The sequence below is a fragment of the Parashewanella spongiae genome (assembly GCF_004358345.1).
In the GTDB taxonomy this organism is placed as follows: Bacteria; Pseudomonadota; Gammaproteobacteria; order Enterobacterales; family Shewanellaceae; genus Parashewanella; species Parashewanella spongiae.
The window spans coordinates 4,004,202-4,021,451 of sequence record NZ_CP037952.1 but is presented as its reverse complement, the minus strand read 5'-3'; the positions used below and the strand labels follow the sequence as shown (position 1 = coordinate 4,021,451).

General features: G+C 37.3%; 11 protein-coding genes. 3 read left to right on the top strand and 8 right to left on the bottom strand.

Going from position 1 to position 17,250, the window contains the following annotated elements; genetic code table 11:
- Window positions 1-168: 168 nt before the first annotated feature.
- The 6 genes from E2I05_RS16010 to E2I05_RS15985 form a co-directional block, all read right to left on the bottom strand.
- On the bottom strand, window positions 169-1,704 hold the full coding sequence (locus E2I05_RS16010) for a hypothetical protein (protein ID WP_121852026.1): 1,536 nt from the start codon (window positions 1,702-1,704) through the stop codon (window positions 169-171).
- A gap of 370 nt (window positions 1,705-2,074) precedes the next feature.
- Window positions 2,075-2,782, bottom strand: a complete 708-nt coding sequence (gene tsaA, locus E2I05_RS16005; RefSeq protein ID WP_121852025.1) for a tRNA (N6-threonylcarbamoyladenosine(37)-N6)-methyltransferase TrmO — start codon at window positions 2,780-2,782, stop codon at window positions 2,075-2,077.
- Window positions 2,775-3,143: an Rcs stress response system protein RcsF gene (gene rcsF / locus E2I05_RS16000; RefSeq protein WP_121852024.1), complete on the bottom strand. Its 369-nt coding sequence runs from the start codon at window positions 3,141-3,143 to the stop codon at window positions 2,775-2,777. Before rcsF ends, tsaA begins: the two co-directional genes overlap by 8 nt.
- 64 nt (window positions 3,144-3,207) lie before the next feature.
- The gene (locus tag E2I05_RS15995) at window positions 3,208-4,485 is read right to left on the bottom strand and encodes an amidohydrolase family protein (RefSeq protein ID WP_376707910.1); all 1,278 of its coding nucleotides are present in this window, start codon (window positions 4,483-4,485) and stop codon (window positions 3,208-3,210) included.
- 7 nt (window positions 4,486-4,492) lie between these two features.
- Window positions 4,493-7,546 carry an amidohydrolase family protein gene (locus tag E2I05_RS15990; protein WP_121852022.1) on the bottom strand — a complete coding sequence of 1,018 codons (3,054 nt, stop codon included), beginning with the start codon at window positions 7,544-7,546 and terminating at the stop codon, window positions 4,493-4,495.
- 156 nt (window positions 7,547-7,702) lie between these two features.
- Window positions 7,703-8,089: an H-NS histone family protein gene (locus E2I05_RS15985; protein ID WP_121852021.1), complete on the bottom strand. Its 387-nt coding sequence runs from the start codon at window positions 8,087-8,089 to the stop codon at window positions 7,703-7,705.
- 265 nt (window positions 8,090-8,354) lie between these two features.
- On the opposite strand from E2I05_RS15985, the gene E2I05_RS15980 reads away from it, so the two are divergent.
- Window positions 8,355-12,155: a hypothetical protein gene (locus tag E2I05_RS15980; RefSeq protein ID WP_121852020.1), complete on the top strand. Its 3,801-nt coding sequence runs from the start codon at window positions 8,355-8,357 to the stop codon at window positions 12,153-12,155.
- A 451-nt stretch (window positions 12,156-12,606) separates the two neighbouring features.
- Here the strand turns inward: E2I05_RS15980 and E2I05_RS23075 are convergent, their stop codons facing one another.
- Window positions 12,607-13,038: an IS66 family transposase gene (locus tag E2I05_RS23075; protein ID WP_207805253.1), complete on the bottom strand. Its 432-nt coding sequence runs from the start codon at window positions 13,036-13,038 to the stop codon at window positions 12,607-12,609.
- 127 nt (window positions 13,039-13,165) lie between these two features.
- On the opposite strand from E2I05_RS23075, the gene E2I05_RS15970 reads away from it, so the two are divergent.
- Both E2I05_RS15970 and E2I05_RS15965 read left to right on the top strand, forming a co-directional pair.
- Window positions 13,166-13,929 (top strand): IS1 family transposase gene (locus E2I05_RS15970; protein ID WP_425325189.1). Its coding sequence is split into 2 segments (ribosomal slippage): window positions 13,166-13,453 and window positions 13,456-13,929, totalling 762 coding nucleotides; the frame shifts between segments, so codons are not numbered across the junction.
- Window positions 13,916-14,122, top strand: coding sequence for a hypothetical protein (locus E2I05_RS15965; protein ID WP_121855074.1), 207 nt, complete (start codon window positions 13,916-13,918; stop codon window positions 14,120-14,122). The genes E2I05_RS15970 and E2I05_RS15965 overlap by 14 nt, the downstream gene beginning before the upstream one ends.
- A gap of 71 nt (window positions 14,123-14,193) precedes the next feature.
- Here E2I05_RS15965 and E2I05_RS15960 read toward each other — a convergent pair whose 3' ends face one another.
- Window positions 14,194-17,250: an efflux RND transporter permease subunit gene (locus E2I05_RS15960; RefSeq protein ID WP_121855073.1), complete on the bottom strand. Its 3,057-nt coding sequence runs from the start codon at window positions 17,248-17,250 to the stop codon at window positions 14,194-14,196.

Genomic DNA, 17,250 nt, shown 5'->3' with positions numbered 1-17,250 from the left:
CTACTTGCAAAAGTTACAACGCAGATATCAGTCATTTTAGCAAGCTTGTGAGCGTAGAGCACTTCACTCATTGGGTGAAAGCCATGATGATAAAGTCATCTTATTGACTCAAACAGTTACTCATATACTCAGCGTTCAACTGATGTTTTTAGGTTTAACAGACAGAACTCATTTTTTTGCTTTCTTCTCTGGGGCAGCAACTGGTGCTTTTTTCTTTCTATTTGAATTTGCTTTAGCTGCTGGTTCAGTTTTTCCAGGTGCAACAGGAATCTCATTTTCAAAAGGTTTAATTACCCCATTATTAGTGTCGACTCTATCTTCACTAGAGGCGCTTGAGCCTGTTGAAGATATTGAGCCTCTTTTTTCGAACATTTGTGGCCCAGTAGCAGAGTTTGTTTCTGTTTTGTCAGCACGTTTACCTCTTCGTTTTAACGTTCCTTGACCAAATGGAGCTGGTTCTTTAGTCGTTATTCCCGCTTCAGGGCTAGAGCGAACCACCTTTTTTAAGGTGACTCCTTTCATTATTTCTTGAGCTATTTGTTCTTCAGTGGTTAAAGTAGGTTTATTTTCATTTTGTTTATCAAGAGAGTTACCTCCAACATTATTTTTTCTTCGTTTTTTTAAGTCTGCTAATGGGTCTTCACTCGGAGCTTTGATACTAGGAAGTGGTGGAGGTGGCGGCGGTGGTGCTCCTACTCCTACAAATGGAGGTGGTGGAGGTGTTGAACCATTTGATTGAGTATGAGTATGCTGTGAAAGTTGACTTTTTTGTGCTTCAAGTTCTGCTTTAAGCTTAGCCGTTTCAGCTTCTTTCTCTCTTACTTTTTGTTTTTCAGCTTCGACTTCTGCTGCTAATCTTGCTTTTTCAGCTTCAATCTCTGACTGAACTCTTTTGTTGATTAAGTGCTCATTATTTTCCTTTAACTGAGCAATACTTTCGATATCATCATGCATTACTGTCGGAATGCTTGTTACTGGTGTGTAATTTTCCCCAAATTGATCTTCTTCTCCAATTAGAACTTTGGTTACAATTGCTGCTAGTTTTGCATCTGATTCAGTATCAATAATGGCGGTTTCACATGGTTGCTTAGTTTTGAGGTTTTTAATATGTCCAAGAGATACTCGAGTTTGTGTGGCTTTGTCATTACATAAAACGTAACCATCCAATTCTTTGTCGGTTTCGAGTTTAACTATTTCAACTCTTCTTTTCGAAAACGTAAAAAATGCAGGTAAACTAGCATTAGTTTCTTTATGGGCTATTGTAAAATTTTCACCAACGACTACGTCTATAGCTTTTTCCGTACTTTTGAGTAGAATTTTATCTTTGTTTGCACTTAATTCACCATAAACAGTAAATAAACCTGTATCAGGTTTATTACAAGCTTTGGTGAATTGATTAGCAATTTTTGTAAGTTGTTTGACGCTATTTGCTTCGTTTATTTGTTCTTTTTTAGACATACTTGAGGTGTCTTTTCCGACAGCAGTAAACCTGAAAAAGAGACATTTATTTTTAGTTAATGTTGCAGATGACACCAGAAATTGTCTTCTTTGGCACTTCCCTTTTTGAGAGATAATATCAATATCTAAAATAGAACCATGACTAATGTCAGCCTTACATGCCCCATTCAAATTAGTGATCGACATATCCTTATCCACTTTAATTTGAAAAGTAGCCGCTGTAGTACTATTTGTTGCAGTAGCCATAGTTGTAAGACCTTATTTACTGATTAATTTAACGGTTTACTATAAATATAATTGGCATTAGCAAATAGTGGTAATTAAGAATTGTTTATTAAGTGATAGATTAATAAAAATAATTTATAGAAAGGATGTCGAATTATTAATTATAGTTGTTTAAAATTAAATTTATTGTGTGAGCAAAAGACAGGTGGAATGCTTTGGTTTTTTAAGTGTATGTTTTGTTTTTCAGTGTAAATGTAGTGGCCGATGAAGTGGCTCATGTGTATAGTAAGCTATATACTTTGAGCAAGTTGATAAATTCTATTAACCATGTTCTTTATAAGTAAATTGTTATTAATTTTTATATGGGTTTTAAGTTACACTAATATTTTAATTAAAAAATATTAGTGATGTTTTTTACAATAACTATATTCTCGACTACCTGCCAAGAAATATTTAATTCGTACAAACTGATGTGATAAATTTTACAATCTTCATTGTTTTTTTTATAAGCGGGTCTAGGATCTTGAGAAAGTACTTGGGATATCAGTGCTTCGACTTCATAATGGTTAGTCTGCTCAGATAAAGTTTGAAGGGCAGCTTGAGAAAAGTGAACATCTAATTGCTGTGGAGCTTGTTGAGCAAAACCTGCCGTTGCGTCTTGGATGTTATCGGAAAAAGGAAGATATGGCTTAATATCTAAAATTGGCGTGCTATCAACAAGATCCATACCTGAAATATTAATCCGTATCTGTCCATTTTTACGATTTACACTGTGTAAACGTACAACAGATTGCCCGATGCCATTGGGTCTGAAAGTAGAGCGTGTGGCAAGAACGCCCATTTTGTCATTTCCGCCTAAACGTGGAGGTCGGACTTTAGCTTTAAAACCTTGTGTTAAGTTTTCATGAAAACTAAAAATTAACCATAAATGTGAGTATTGTTCGATACCTTCTACAAAGTCAGGATGGTTATAGTCACCGATTAATTCTATGGTGCCCTTAGCGTCTACAAGGCCGGGTTGTCGTGGGATCCCAAACTTTTGTTTGTAAGGGCTATGACAAACACCAATGGCTTCTACAGAGTGCTTAAAGTTAATCATGCTTGATAGCTTGTGCAGTGCATATGGCTTGAGTAATGCAGCTTGAATCTACAATATTGATGAAAGAGCAATGCTTAATAATAATTCCATCAGCACCTAGATCGGCCGCAGTTCGTCGCGCCTTGGTACGAGCCTCAGCAATGCTCGCAGGTTTGTCGTTTTGACTGATTTGACAAGAGTCACCATTCACCATTTTTAAATTTTTGAAAGGTTTTTTAGGGTGATTTTGTGCTTCATAAACTGCAACATCAGAAGCTTTAAAGTAATCTTTATAGGCTTGTGCATCGATGTTGCTATTGAAAGTGTAATTGCTGCAACCACTGCAAGCTACGGTGAATATAAATAGGATGATATGTTTCATGATACATCTCAGTTAAAAGAGGGCTGTTTATACCAAATATAAAGCAGCCCGAATTGGATGAATACTATCGTTTTAAGTATTTTTGATAAAGCTGTTGTTGCCGGTTATTTAAATCAACTTTTCGGCCTTCAATATATAGCTGCTCTACTTTAGCTGTGCTTGGGTCCAGAATATCACCATTTGAAATAATAAAACTTGCTTTGTAGCCTTTTGATAATGCACCTAGGTTATCGACATTCATTATTTTAGCTGCATCTAAGGTAATGGCTTTTAAAGCTTCTTGTTTTGTCAATCCGTATGAAACAGTTTGCCCTGCTGCAAATGGTAAATTACGGCTATCCCAACTGGATGAGTACCCTAACGCAAAAGCTACACCTGTTTGTTTCAGCAATGATGGGATCTTAAATGCTTGATCGATAGGCTCATCACGTCTTTTAGGTAAACCTAAAGTATTTGTGTAAATTACCTTTGCACCTATTTCATTTAAAGCGACTGCCGAACGCCATGCATCATATCCTCCAACAATTACTATTTTGAAGTCATATTTGCGAGCCAATGAAATAGCTTGCTCAATCTGCGATTGTGTATCCGCATGAATATAGAGCTGACCTTCACCTGCAAATAAAGGCATCATAGATGCTAGTGCTTGATCGCCTGATGGTTTTTTATTCGCAATATAAAATCGGTAACTATCTTCGAACGATTGATTTAAGATGTTTAACCGTTTGTTTAATTGTTCCTGTTGCTTTTTATATCGCTTTTCATCGGATGACGGCCAACGAATTTGAGGCCAATAAAGGTGCATTTGCAAACCTGTTGGATAAAGTGCGTCATCAATATTCCATGCGTCTAAGTTTACTAATGCTGACTGTCCCGCTAAACCATTGCCTGAAGGAACCACTTGAGCATAAGCTATGCCGTTGTGTCTGACGGTTGGAATGACTTCTGAATCTGCATTGTAAGCTGTGGTAACTGAAAGCTGAGGGTTCACAGCACCAATTTCACGACGATCATCACTTTCTTTAACGGCCGACACTTCAACAAGGCCAATGCTTGTATCTAATGCAACAATCCCAGGGAAAACGTGTTTTCCTGATAGGTCAATGATAGCGGCATCGGAACTCACTAGATTGTTGCCAATAGCGAGAATCTTGCCGTTTTCAATCAGTAAATCCCCATTTTTGATGACACCATCAGTCACTGTATGTAACGTCGCATTTGTGAACAAAATTGGTTCAGATTGTGCTGCGCTTGGTACCATATCGTTTGCATGAACTGGAGCTAATAAGCTTGTTAACAAAGCTAAGTTTAGCAATGTTTTTTTTGTGTTAATTTTCATCATTTCCTCCCTAATGTGCCTGATGCCATGCATGAAAAACCGTATCGCACTGCCATTGTGGCTCGATCAGTGAAAGAGGTTTTTCTCCACTTCTTGCTTTTACATCGCTATTAAGAATTTTTTGGATTAATGCTTGTCGCTCTTGAGCTACATCTTGTTGCATTTTTTTATCAAGTTGGCGATCAAAATATGGAGTACCTTCAATCCATACTTTGTCAGCTTTTGCATAAATAGACAGTGGGTTGTTGTCCCAAAGTACGATATCTGCCATTTTGCCTTCTTTAATTGAACCAACATAGTTTGATACACCAAGTTGAATCGCTGGGTTAATGGTGATCATTTTCAATGCATCGGCAGCAGACATGTCGCAATACATCATGGATTTTGCTGCTTCTTGATTCAGTCTTCGCTGCATGGCGTAATCATCAGAATTAATGCTGGTGATGACACCTTTTTGATTCATTAAGCAGGTATTTTGCGGGATAGCATCATAAACTTCGAATTTATATGCCCACCAATCAGAAAATGTTGATGCTCCAGCGCCGTGCTTTGCGAGTTCATCCGCGACTTTATATCCTTCAAGTACGTGAGTGAAAGCTTTCACGGTGAAATTGTAAGCATTGGCAACTTTTAAAAACATCAGAATTTCAGAGGCGACATAAGAATGAATGTGAATATCACGTTTATGATTGAGTACTTCATTAATGGCTTCGAGGCGGTAATCAACTCTTGGAGCAACTTGTTTGCGCTTGCTGCTTCGCCCTAGGTCGTCAAAACGCTCTAATTCATTTTCATAATCTTGAGCTGCATCAAATGTTTGCCTGAATAAAGTATCCACTCCCATGCGGCTTCTTGGGAAGCGACGATTAAAGTTATCGCCCCAATGGTTTTGTTTTACATTCTCGCCCAATGCAAATTTTATGCTTGGCGGAGCTTTGGAAAACTTGAGTTGCTCGGCGTTGCTTCCCCATTTCATTTTAATGTACTGTGCTTGTCCACCAATCGGGTTAGCACTGCCATGCAGAAGTTGTGCACTTGTCACGCCGCCTGCTAAAGCTCGGTAAATAGATACGTCATCAGGATTAACAACATCTCCGACTCTAACTTCTGAAGTTACCGCATAAGTCCCTTCGTTTACCCCTCCATTAATAGCAATGTGTGAGTGTTCATCAATAATCCCTGCGGTTAAATGCATACCCGTAGCATCAATTACTTGATAACGACTAGGCGTTTTAAGGTTTTTACCTATGCGCTTAATTTTACCATCGGCGATGAGAATATCGGAGTTTTGTAATACACCTTGATCCTCTGACGTCCATATTGTGGCATTCTTAATGTGAATTTGCTCCGAAGTCGGCTGTTTTGATAATCCATAACCAACATTGGGGTGAGTTAACTTTCCTATAAAACTGACATCTGCTTGGGTGTCTGTCGTAGCTTTCGGCGTTTGTTTTGAATCAGATTGTGCAGGAACGGATTTTTTACCCGCTACAGCAATCGACGCTCCGGAGGCATCTTCCATGTGGCCTGAAAGCTCTTTTCCGTCTAACCATAAAGTAAACCGATTAACACCTGAATAACCCGCATCTTCAAGTTTTGCTGTGAAGCTAAGTTTATTATTGGCAAATTTAAGTTTACTCAGTTCAATCTGGTTTTCACCACTATTTAACGTAGCACTTAACTTGTTGTCTTGAGTGATTTGTAGCTCGAAAGGTAGCTGTTGTATGGCAAGTTGATAATCACCAACAAGTGTATCAAGGCTTCTGTCTTGCTGTATCTGTTCTTGGCCTTGTAACCAAACACTGAAAATTTTACCATCCTCGAAAAGGTTGCCTTTGGCTACAACAAAGTCAGCCATGTAGCCTGGCTCTATTTTACCCGCTACCTCATCAATGTCAGACATTTCAGCAGGGATAGTTGTCAATGCGGCCAATGCGGTGTCTTGTGACAAGCCTGCTTTTACAGCTTTACGTATTCTTGGCCAAAAGTCCTTGCTTTTAATGCCATTCATAGTTAGAGCAAAATTAATATCCGCTTTTTCGAGCTCAGCAGCGTTAGATGGTGCTCGTTCCCAATGTCTTAATCGTTGCAAACTCACTTCGCGAGCCTTATCAATATCGCTAACATCAGGTGCTTGAGGGAATTTCAATGGCAAAATGATTTTATAATCAAGAGCTTTAATTTCGTTAATACGAGAATATTCGCTGCCACTGCCAATTTGAATTGGTTTTAAATTAAAGTCAGACATAATACGTGCAGCACGCAATTGATTATTTAAGTTTTTAGTATCAAAAATAATTTGCTGCTTGTCTAAATGAGTTAAGTTTTCAAGTGCTGAATTAAACTCAATTGTATTTGGGTGCTTATTTGTTCCGGGTTTAGATTTATTTTTTTGATACCAATTAGCATCTGAAATTGTTTGTCGAATTAATGCTAAACTTCCCATTAATGATGCTGGGTAGTCTTGTTGAGAACTGCCTTTATTTAAAGACATAAAACGATGACTTCGTGCTTGGTAGATAATGTTATTTGGAATCTTGTTGGCAAGTGATACAGTGGTTCCGCGGCCTCGAAATATGCCGTCTAATTTTGCAGTTTGAACACTGGTAAATCCATTGCTTATCCAATTAGACGATGAGTTACTGTCTGCTTGAATATAATTAAACCATTCTTTTTCAGAATGAATAGCACCATTCTCAGCATTACCACCTATTCGACTAATATCATAGATAGGACGTTCTTTATCTAATTTAGGATAGTCGAATTTAATTGAATATTGAGTAAAGGGATCAATAAAACCAGGATAAATAGTATAACCGCTTAAATCTATGCTAAAAGCACCATCGGGGATTTGATTGTTTTTTATAATGGCTTTTATTCGATTGTCTTCAATCAATAATGTTGCATTGTTAATATGTTTACCTGGAGCGGCTACAATATTTGCGTTTGTCAGTGCTGTGATTTTTTTATTCGGTTTTACAATAGGGACACTGGCGTTAGCTGAAGACGATATTGTGAGCATCGCAACAGTAAAAGATGGTATCACTTTGCTTATATTTATCATTTTTCTATATGCGCTGAGTAAGAGGGAGACAATAGCATACGCTAATGAGAAGCTGATTTAGAAGTGTTTTTTGTAAGTAATCTTGTGTCGAGTATAAATGCTTATAAAAAAGCCCAACATGAAGCTGGGCAATAGATATGTGATGAGTTAGTCTTTTTAAATCAAAAAATCTTCGATTTTGCGGCCAGCTTCAATTTCATTTTTAAATACTGTTGGCATGCGGCCTTGACCTGTCCACTTGACCATTTCACCGTCTACTTCAATTTGGTATTTAGGAGGACGAGGGTCACGTTTTTTAGGCGCCGCTTTTACACCACCTAAATCGTCAACAGAAAGACCGATTTCTTCCATTTGTTTGCGAATTTCTTCTATTTTAGCGTCACGAGCTGCATTTTTTTGTTGTTCTTCTGCTTGCTTCTCTTCGCGATCGACAATGACTTTATCAAGCTTAACCGCTAAATCTTTAAGCTCTTCTAATGCTAGTTCTTTTACAGCAGCCTTAAAACGGCGACCATGGGTCAAAATTTCTAGAAACTCATTCATGTGTTTTTATTTCCAATAATAATTAATAACAGATTAATCCTTTATAGCAGACGGTATAATAATTATTTATTTGCCAAGTATCAATATTATTTATAATTGTTTACAAGTTCCATTAGTAAATAATTTCTTCATAAAAGGGAATTTATTGTTTTACCAAGTCTATTTAATTAAGCGGTTTGTTTATGCATGTTAATAATGATTAATAAAAAAAGATATTAAATAGCGATAAAATACAGGGAAAGTCACTTGAGGAAGTTGTTGCTAAATGGCGATTGTTCTTGATACTAACCCTGCGCACGTTAAAGCTATCAACTCGGAAAGTAAAGATGTCAGTGATATTGAAAATACAATACTTCACTCAACGAATACAGAGTTTAAACTATCAATTGGTAAGGAAGAGGGAAAAGAAAAAGAGGTAATTCATAAGTTTTTCGATAATCCCATTTCATCATTAATAACTGACCATGTATTTCAAGAACAAATTAAGTATTTAGAAATACTTGTTTGTGAGGGGAAGGAGGTTCAGTTAGTTACAAAACAAATCAATAAAATTTGGTATGTTTTCCCTAAGTTGCCACAGCGCGAAGCGCTTAGTCATTATTTGACTCATCATATACATTCGTCAGGTGATGAATCTTTGATTTGTGCATTATCAGAACCTGTTTTATTTAACTTAGTCTTAATTGACCCTAATTTAACTAAAATAATTTATCAGTCTCTTACTAACGCTGACTCAGAATGCTGTTTTACGACGGCTCAAAAATTAACCAGCTTTATATCATTCCGAATATCCAAAAATCCAGAGTTTTCGGATAAACTTTTTAGGCAATTAGCTTTGCTCAAAATAGATGAAAAGATGCATTTTTGTTTCAAAATGACCGTTGAGCAAATATACCTTTGGCATCATCATATTCCAGCAGTATTCGAAGATATTATTAAAGCTAAGTTTTGTGACAGTGATAAAGGCGAAGCGTTAGTTGGTTTTTTATTTGGTGCAGAAGGCGCGTTATCAAAAAAACAGATCGAGTCATTGGCCTCTATCATCTCAGAAAATGATGTGCCTTTAGTGCATGAAAAGGAAGTTTACCATTTGCTTAGGCGAGGTGCTCAGCGATATTTTTCGAGCTTCGATGATGAAACAATGTCCACTAAGCAAGTATTTGACTATGCATTAATAATGTCTACTTTGATTGAGTTAAAGGATAGAATATACGCTGAATCATGCTTGGGTGATGAATTGAATCACTTATTTAACATAGTGATTTCTAATCTCATTGTTGCTAAAGAGTTATCTGAATTTGTAGCGACAGTTTCAAACCAAATTATTGATGAAGAAGAAATGAATATAGAGGATGTTAATTTACTCAGAATGAGCTCAAATATCTGTATATGTTTACTTGAAGTACCAAATGTATTCGAAAATTCAGTTGCTAAAAAATCCATAATAAATCAACTGGTTGATTTAACAGACGAATTATTGTTTCTGCCAGGGAGGGGTTATGCTGAGCAAATCTGGTCTATGATAGGTAAGACTGCATTAACGGTTAAAGGAAAGCCCTACACTCCAAAAGAAAAAGAAATAAACTTAGATATACTCGTCATCGAAATCTTAGAGTTACCAACGGAGCATGAAAAGTGGTTGTCGGTAGTTAAACATCAGCGAATGTTGACCGAACGCCAGAAGGTTGTGTTAGCTGTACGTTTAGAGCAAAAAACGGCTTTGTATTTTATTCAGGATGAAACATTATCAGTCGAAGCAAAAGCGGAAATTGCCTTTTATCACCCTGACATTATTCCTACATTAATTAGTACACCCGAATTTAAAACAAAAGAAGCGGTTCCTTTTTTAGCTAAACTTTGTGTTATTAACCCCTTCTTTACTGATGACTTTGTAGCAAGAAAATTAAATCGATATGTGAGTGTTTCTTGGCGTGGAATGGTTGCAAGTTATTGGGAGAAAGCAGGGTTTTTATTATGGCATGAGTTAAAAAAACTTAATTTTTCAAATATGGATGAATACACTTTAGATCAAAGTGTATTGGCGTTAAGTCACCTATGTTCAAATAATAACGAATACTTAGTGAAAGACGGTATTTTTCAATGGGCACTAGAGAGGGATGACCGCGAAGATATATTGTATTTTTGTATGCGTCATTATCCGGAGTTGATAACTTATAAGTCGGTAAAAAAAATCCTTGAAGGCGATAATGATCTTGTTAAGTGCGCCTTATTAAACCTTTTAGGGAAAAAGATTTTTAAATACGTCACTCGTCCAGTTAAATTAGGCTGCAGCCTGTATAGTCCCTCATTATTGTTAGAACGCCCAGAGGTATTTGATTTTAATAATAACATTTCGCGACAATATCAGTTGATTTTATCTATGGCTTGGAGGCAATTTACGAAATGTGATTTCATAGATCCGTTACATCGATATTTACTTCAGAAAAAGAATCGAGATGAAGCGTTAAAGTATTTTAGAATATGGCCGCACCTTGTTCCAAATGGAGATACAACTATTGTGAATCTAGCCCATTTCAATGAAATTGTAAGTGATGAATCAAGTTGGGATAAGCTTGATAAAAATAGTATTGTATTTGCTTGTAAAACTTACCCAAATGTTGCTAGAGCTGTATTCACAGATGACAAATACCGTCAATTTTTGGATTTACTCGATTCCGATGATATTGTAAACATATTACATTGTCACCCTCAGCTATTTCCTAGAGAAGATTCTAAACGACTTCACTTTATTATGGAAAAAGTAGGATATGAAACTATCTATTGCTCAAAAATTTTATCTAAAGAGTTACTACAAAGTTTTTCTAACAATAAGATTAAATTAACTTTTGCGCAAATTGTAAAATTAATTGAAAATGCAGACTTGGACGAATCTAACTGTGCAATGATTTTGGATCTCATTGAACGAATGCAAAGGTTTCAACTGCTAAATTATGAACAAAATTGGTTAACTTTAGGTTTAGCATGTGATTTTGTGTGTTGTATAATGATTGATTACTACGAATGCGCAGATGTATTATCCAACTCCTCCTTAATTCAATTAGTCAATAAACACCCACTTCTGATTAATGTGTTATTAAAGGAGGGAAACAAAAAAGTAGTTTCAAAGTTACCATCAACGACACGTTTTTGGGTCATATTATTAAGCAAACATATCGATTCTACCAAAGATATAATTACTTTATATCGCAGAACAGGTCCTATTCATTTGGTTTTGGCTGAGTTGGTAAGAAGCGAGTGTTTTAATCCTGTATTATGGCAGAATATCAAGGATTGTATTTTAGAAGACGAAATAAAATTTGTTGAATTACAGTTGAGAGCAGCTGGAATTACAGGTATTTCTGAACTCACGAAAACGATAGTAAAAAACGAGCCTCCCAGCATAATTACTGCTGAAGCAAAAAGGAAGCACAAATTTAGTCATTATGAGGCTGAGGTTTTTTATGAGCCAGTGCATCACCATCAAGCTGATTTTTATCACTTCGGTCAATACCATATTACGGTAGATTATCCGAGCTTAAATCAAGATGGCGTGTGTGGAGGGCTTTGTTTACATTTTTTACAATTCGCAGCAAAAAAAAACAATCCGATGAATTATGTAATGAAACAAGAACATGCTTATAAGTGGACTATGTATCCAGAGAAAATACATTATTTACAGATAAAGTGTTCAGATTTCATTCAAAACAAAACAAAATTATCCGTGTTTACTGAAAAGCAATTCATTCCTCGCCTTAATCGTGAACTGTTTTTTTCAAAACTTAGGGAGAAAAAAGAGCTTGTATTAACTTCTTCCAATCATGCTGTGGTTGTTGTGCTTCATTATCCGATTGAAAGTTCAAAAGAAGATGGGCACGTACCTGACCTATATTTTTTCGATCCAAATTATGGTATCTGGCGCTGGAGAGCTTTTTCAGAAAAGACAAATAGATTGGAAATTGAGTTTTTAATACTTGAATGCCTGTTAAGGACTGGAGATGGCTTTGGTGAAATTTTTTGCAGTGAAGTTATTGGATTGAATGATAAAATTTTTCGTTCTAAAAATTAAGTTGTAAAAGTGGATATGCCTGTAAGTACAGAGCTTTTTAGTAATAGATTTTTCTAACATCCTTCACACTTAAAAAAACGATTCGTATTGGAAATGATTAAAGAAAACTGTTGTGTTCAGTTAAGCAGACTTTAAAAATTGCATATTTAGCTCAAAATAACGATGCTCTTCAAAGCTGTTTTTTATAGGTACCTGAAATTATGAACAAACGGGTGGTGACTTATTGTCACCACCCGCCTATTGCACTTATTCAAATGTGTTCGAGTATTAAAAAAATAGACAAGAATTTAAGATAATTTTAGACAATATATCTCTATAAAGCTTATTCTGTCGCTTAAAAGTACCTCAATTGTCTAAAATTTAAATACTTAATCACACTGATAACAGCAATACTAGTTGGAAACTATGAGTCTTTATTTTTCAATTAGTTAACTTAAGATTGGGTAATTTCTCAATAACCCGTGGCAGCCCTCGTTTTTTTCAGCACCAATTCTCCCAAGGATGGAATACTATTGCTCATTGGAAGTCGATCCTGAAGATATTGCCAAAACGATATTTTCAGTTTTCGACAAGTCTTCTTTAGGCTGGAAAATGTATCTCTACATTGTCGCCCTAAATCACTTCTCGTCCCACCGCAGATTTTTCGTCTCTTTACATGTTCCCGTAAGTCGTTTTCACTGCCATTGGTGTGAAGTGGTATTTCTGGTCGGTCTAATACTCGAAGCAATGATGATTTATGTTTATGTAATCGCTTCAGTTGTTGATTGAGAAGCTGATAACTGGTTTTTTGAGTGAAAATTCGCTCAAACTCCTTTTCTAACTCTGTTTTCTTGCTGGGTTGTGGTTGAGCTTTATACCGTTTTAAATCTCGATATAGATCAATGGCACTAACTTAAGAATTACTTCTGATATACCTTAAGCCTACGTGCTTGCTTTCTTGGGTAGTGGGCTGAAGCAGTGAATTGATCTATCATGGTTTCACTCTAGTTTCATTTATTTTAGAGAATATCATGCGTCACTCTGTAGATGTTCAATGCCCTCACTGTCAAAGTACTTCAATATCAAAAGCAGGAAAAAGCCCAAAGGGGCAGCAAAGATATTTATGTACCAACTCTGAGTGCCCGAAAAAAACATTCTTACTTCATTATGTTAAGCGTGCTTGGGAAGATGGAGTAAAAGAAACAGCCATTGACATGGTACTTAATGGTAGCGGAATAAGGGATACAGGTAGAGTGTTAAATATACACAAGAATACAGTGATAAACGCCATTAAAAAAAAGAAAAGAGCATTGTCCACGTAAATCTTAATTACACTCAAAGAGATAGCAACTCAAACATTGAAATCGATATAGAGTTGGTCTGCGAAGAAGCAGAGATCGATGAGCAATGGTCATTTGTAGGTAAAAAGGTTAACCAGAGGTGGCTATGGCATGCCATAGACCATAGTACGAATACAGTTGTAGCTTATGTCTTGGGGAAAAGAACAGACGAGGCTTTCAAAGAGTTACAGACATTGCTCGAGCCACTAGGCATAAAGAAATATTATACCGATGACTGGGGTGCGTATAAGCGAAATTTGCCACCAGAACAGCATGAAGTAGGAAAAACTAATACCCAAAAGATTGAGAGGAAAAACCTCAATTTTAGAACTTGGATTAAAAGATTAGCACGAAGAACGATTTGTTTTTCAAAGTTAGAAAGTATGCACGATACGGTAATAGGTTTGTTAATCAATCGAGTAGAATTTGGGATTGATATTCATGCCTACCACTAAATTAGCCCACTACCCTGGGAACTATCTAAGTGGAATCTCCAAGTTCTTAACCAAAAAATCAACCCCACATTTACGTCAAGTTATTAGCTTTGGCGGCGGTGATGGTAGTGGAGCTCAAAAGAGTGATTATCAAATTGTCTGCACTTATCGAGACTTGGTAGCAGAGGCATTGGAGCATTCCGCACCTTTATAACGACATCTGGATTTGTCATGAAATAATTTCAGATTTATTCCATGACAAGTCCATTTTATATAGTGTTTTACCTACATAGCTGTTTTACGCTCATCATTACCAACTTTAAAGAAAACACTGTAAAGCACTGGCATAACAATCAGAGTCAATAATGTCGCAAAGGTTAAACCAAAACCTAGTACGACTGACATTGATTTAAAGAACGCATCAAAGAACAGTGGAATAATGCCTAATACTGTAGTGAGAGCGCCCATGGTTACCGGGCGAACACGGCTTGTGGCCGCATCAACAATTGCATCAAGTCTCGGTTTTCCTTCTTTAATCTCTAAATCAATTTGATCAACCAAGACGATGGCATTCTTGACCAAAAGGCCAGATAAAGAAAGTAGACCTAAAATCCCCATAAATTCCATAGGAATACCAGTAGATAAAAGACCGACTACAACACCAATTAACGCAAGTGGAACAACACACCAAATCAGTACTGGTTGTTTAACCGTTCCAAACAGCAAGAACACGATAATTACCATGGTTCCCAAACCAAGAGGTAAGGTACTGGCTAAGTCATCTTGTGAATCTTTAGAATCTTTGTATTCGCCACCCCATTCCATTTTGTAACCATTAGGAAGTTGGATTTTATCCATTTGTGGTACAAGGCGATTTCGTAAGTCAGAAGCAAGTTCACCAGGAAGTGGATCGGCCTCTGCTTTAATCATCCAGCTGCGATTTTCACGGCGCATTAAGTTATCACGCCATACCGTTTTAAATCCGCTCACTACCGAATCAAGACTGACTACTGCGCCACTGCTACTTAATACCTGCACTTGACCAATATCGGCTAGATCAACCTGCTCATCGTGTGGTGCGATAGCAATGATTGGCACCAAAGTATTTCCATCACGGTACACACCAATATCACGGCCGCTATAAGTTTGTTTAAGCGCTTGAGCGATATCTTGTCGAGTCACACCCGCTTGTCTGGCTTTTGCTTCATTGAAAATAGGCTCAATGGCTGCAACTTGCTGACGCCAGTTATCTTTAATGGAAATCGCACCCCCATCATGATGCATGATTGCTTTAGCTTGATCGGCTAAGTCTCTAAGTACTGATGGATTTGGACCTGAGAATTCAACTTGAATCTTAGAACCACCAACTGGGCCTAATTGGAAGCGCCAAACTTTAGCTTGTGCAGCAGGAAACTCATTATCAATATGTTGTTGGATTTTGCCGAGCATGGCATCAATGTTTTTGTAATCATCAACAATAACAAGTGCCTGCCCGTATGAGCTGTTTGGAGACTGTGGTGGATAAACCAGCATATACCTCAAGCCACCTGCGCCAACAGAAGTTTCAACAGTATTTACATGCTCAAGCTTTTGCAGATAAGTTTCCAGCTTCTTCATCCTGTCTTGTGTGGTTTTAATATCTGTTCCTTCTGGCATCCAGAAGTCAACCACAATCTGCGGTGTAGTAGACGCAGGGAAGAAACCACTTTTAACAAAATTGAATCCATAAACAGAAGCTACAAATAAGGCTACAGTAAGTGAAATTACTTTCCAGCGATGCTGAATTGCATTGCGAACGAACGCTTTGTATTTAACGCTCAGAGCACTATCAGTGTATTCACCTGATGCTGTCTTAGGCTGTTTAAATAGGTCATGACAGAATAATGGTGTCAAAGTAATAGCAAACACCCAACTGAAAATCAGTGAAATGAAAATCACCCAGAATAAACTGCCTGTGAATTCGGCTGTACTACCCGGAGCAAAACCAATAGGCGCAAAAGCAACACAACCAACAAGTGTTCCGCCTAATAACGGCCAAATCGTCTGTTTAATAATGCGTTTAGCAACAGCGAGTTTGTTTTCACCTTTGTTAATACCTATTAGCATGCCTTCAGTAACAACAATGGCGTTGTCTACCATCATACCCAGTGCGATAATCAATGCGCCTAATGAGATGCGGTGCATTGGAATACCAGAAATGTTCATCACAGCAAGTGTGGCGGCAATGGTAAGCAATAGAATAGCACCAATTACGATTGCCGGACGCATGCCCATAAAGATAAGCAGGGTGATGACTACAATAGCTAATGCAGCAATTACGTTCTCAACGAAGTTATTGATTGAAGCTTCTACCTCTTGCCCTTGTTGATAGAACTGTTCCACTTGCATACCAAGAGGACGAGCACTTACAGATTCAGCAACTTTAGCTTCTACACGTTTACCTAATTTAACAACGTTTTCACCGCTTACCGCAGATACACCAATAGCAATAGCACGCTTGCCATTGAAATACATGATAGTGCTATCTGGTTGTTTTTCACCATGAGTAACCGTGGCAATGTCGCTTAAGTGAATCAAATTACCTTTATCAGATGTGCTGATCAGGGTGTTGTTCAAATCTTGAATTGAATCAATGCCACCAGTTGGAGTAATTGACATTCTTAAATCGCCGACACGGGTATTACCTGCATCAACGACAATGTTACGTTGCTGTAGGCTTTGATAGATCTGACTAACAGAAACACCCAATGCTTGCATTTTTTCACGAGAGAAAGCGACATAGATAGCAGGGCTTGATTCGCCCGCAAGCTGAACTCTAGCTATTCCAGGTACTTGAAGCAGTTCGTCTCTAAAAGACTTAGCATAAGTACGAAGTTGAGCAATACTATAGTCCTCACCAGTAACAAAGTAATACATACCAAACAAATCACCAAAGTCATCAGCGACGATGGAGTCACTGGCACCAGGTGGTAGTGAACGTCTAGCGTCGTTAACTTTGTTTCTTAGTTTTGTCCAAACGGTTTGCAACTGGTTTTTGCTCTTTGAGGCTTCGTACTTAATTTCAACGCTGATCTCAGACTTACCGTTACTGGAAACTGAAGTAATTTCTTTCACTTCGGCAAGCTGCTGAATGGCTGTTTCAAGTGGGTCAGTAACTTCTTCAGCGACTTGCTTAGGTGTTGCTCCAGGGTAGTAGGTAATTACTTGAGCCTGACGAATAATAAACTCAGGGTCTTCAAGTCGAACCATATTCTTAAATGCATTCCAACCAGCAAGAAGCGTTACGATAATCGCAATAGCGCAAAGGACTTTATTGCGAATTGAAAATTCTGCAATATTCAT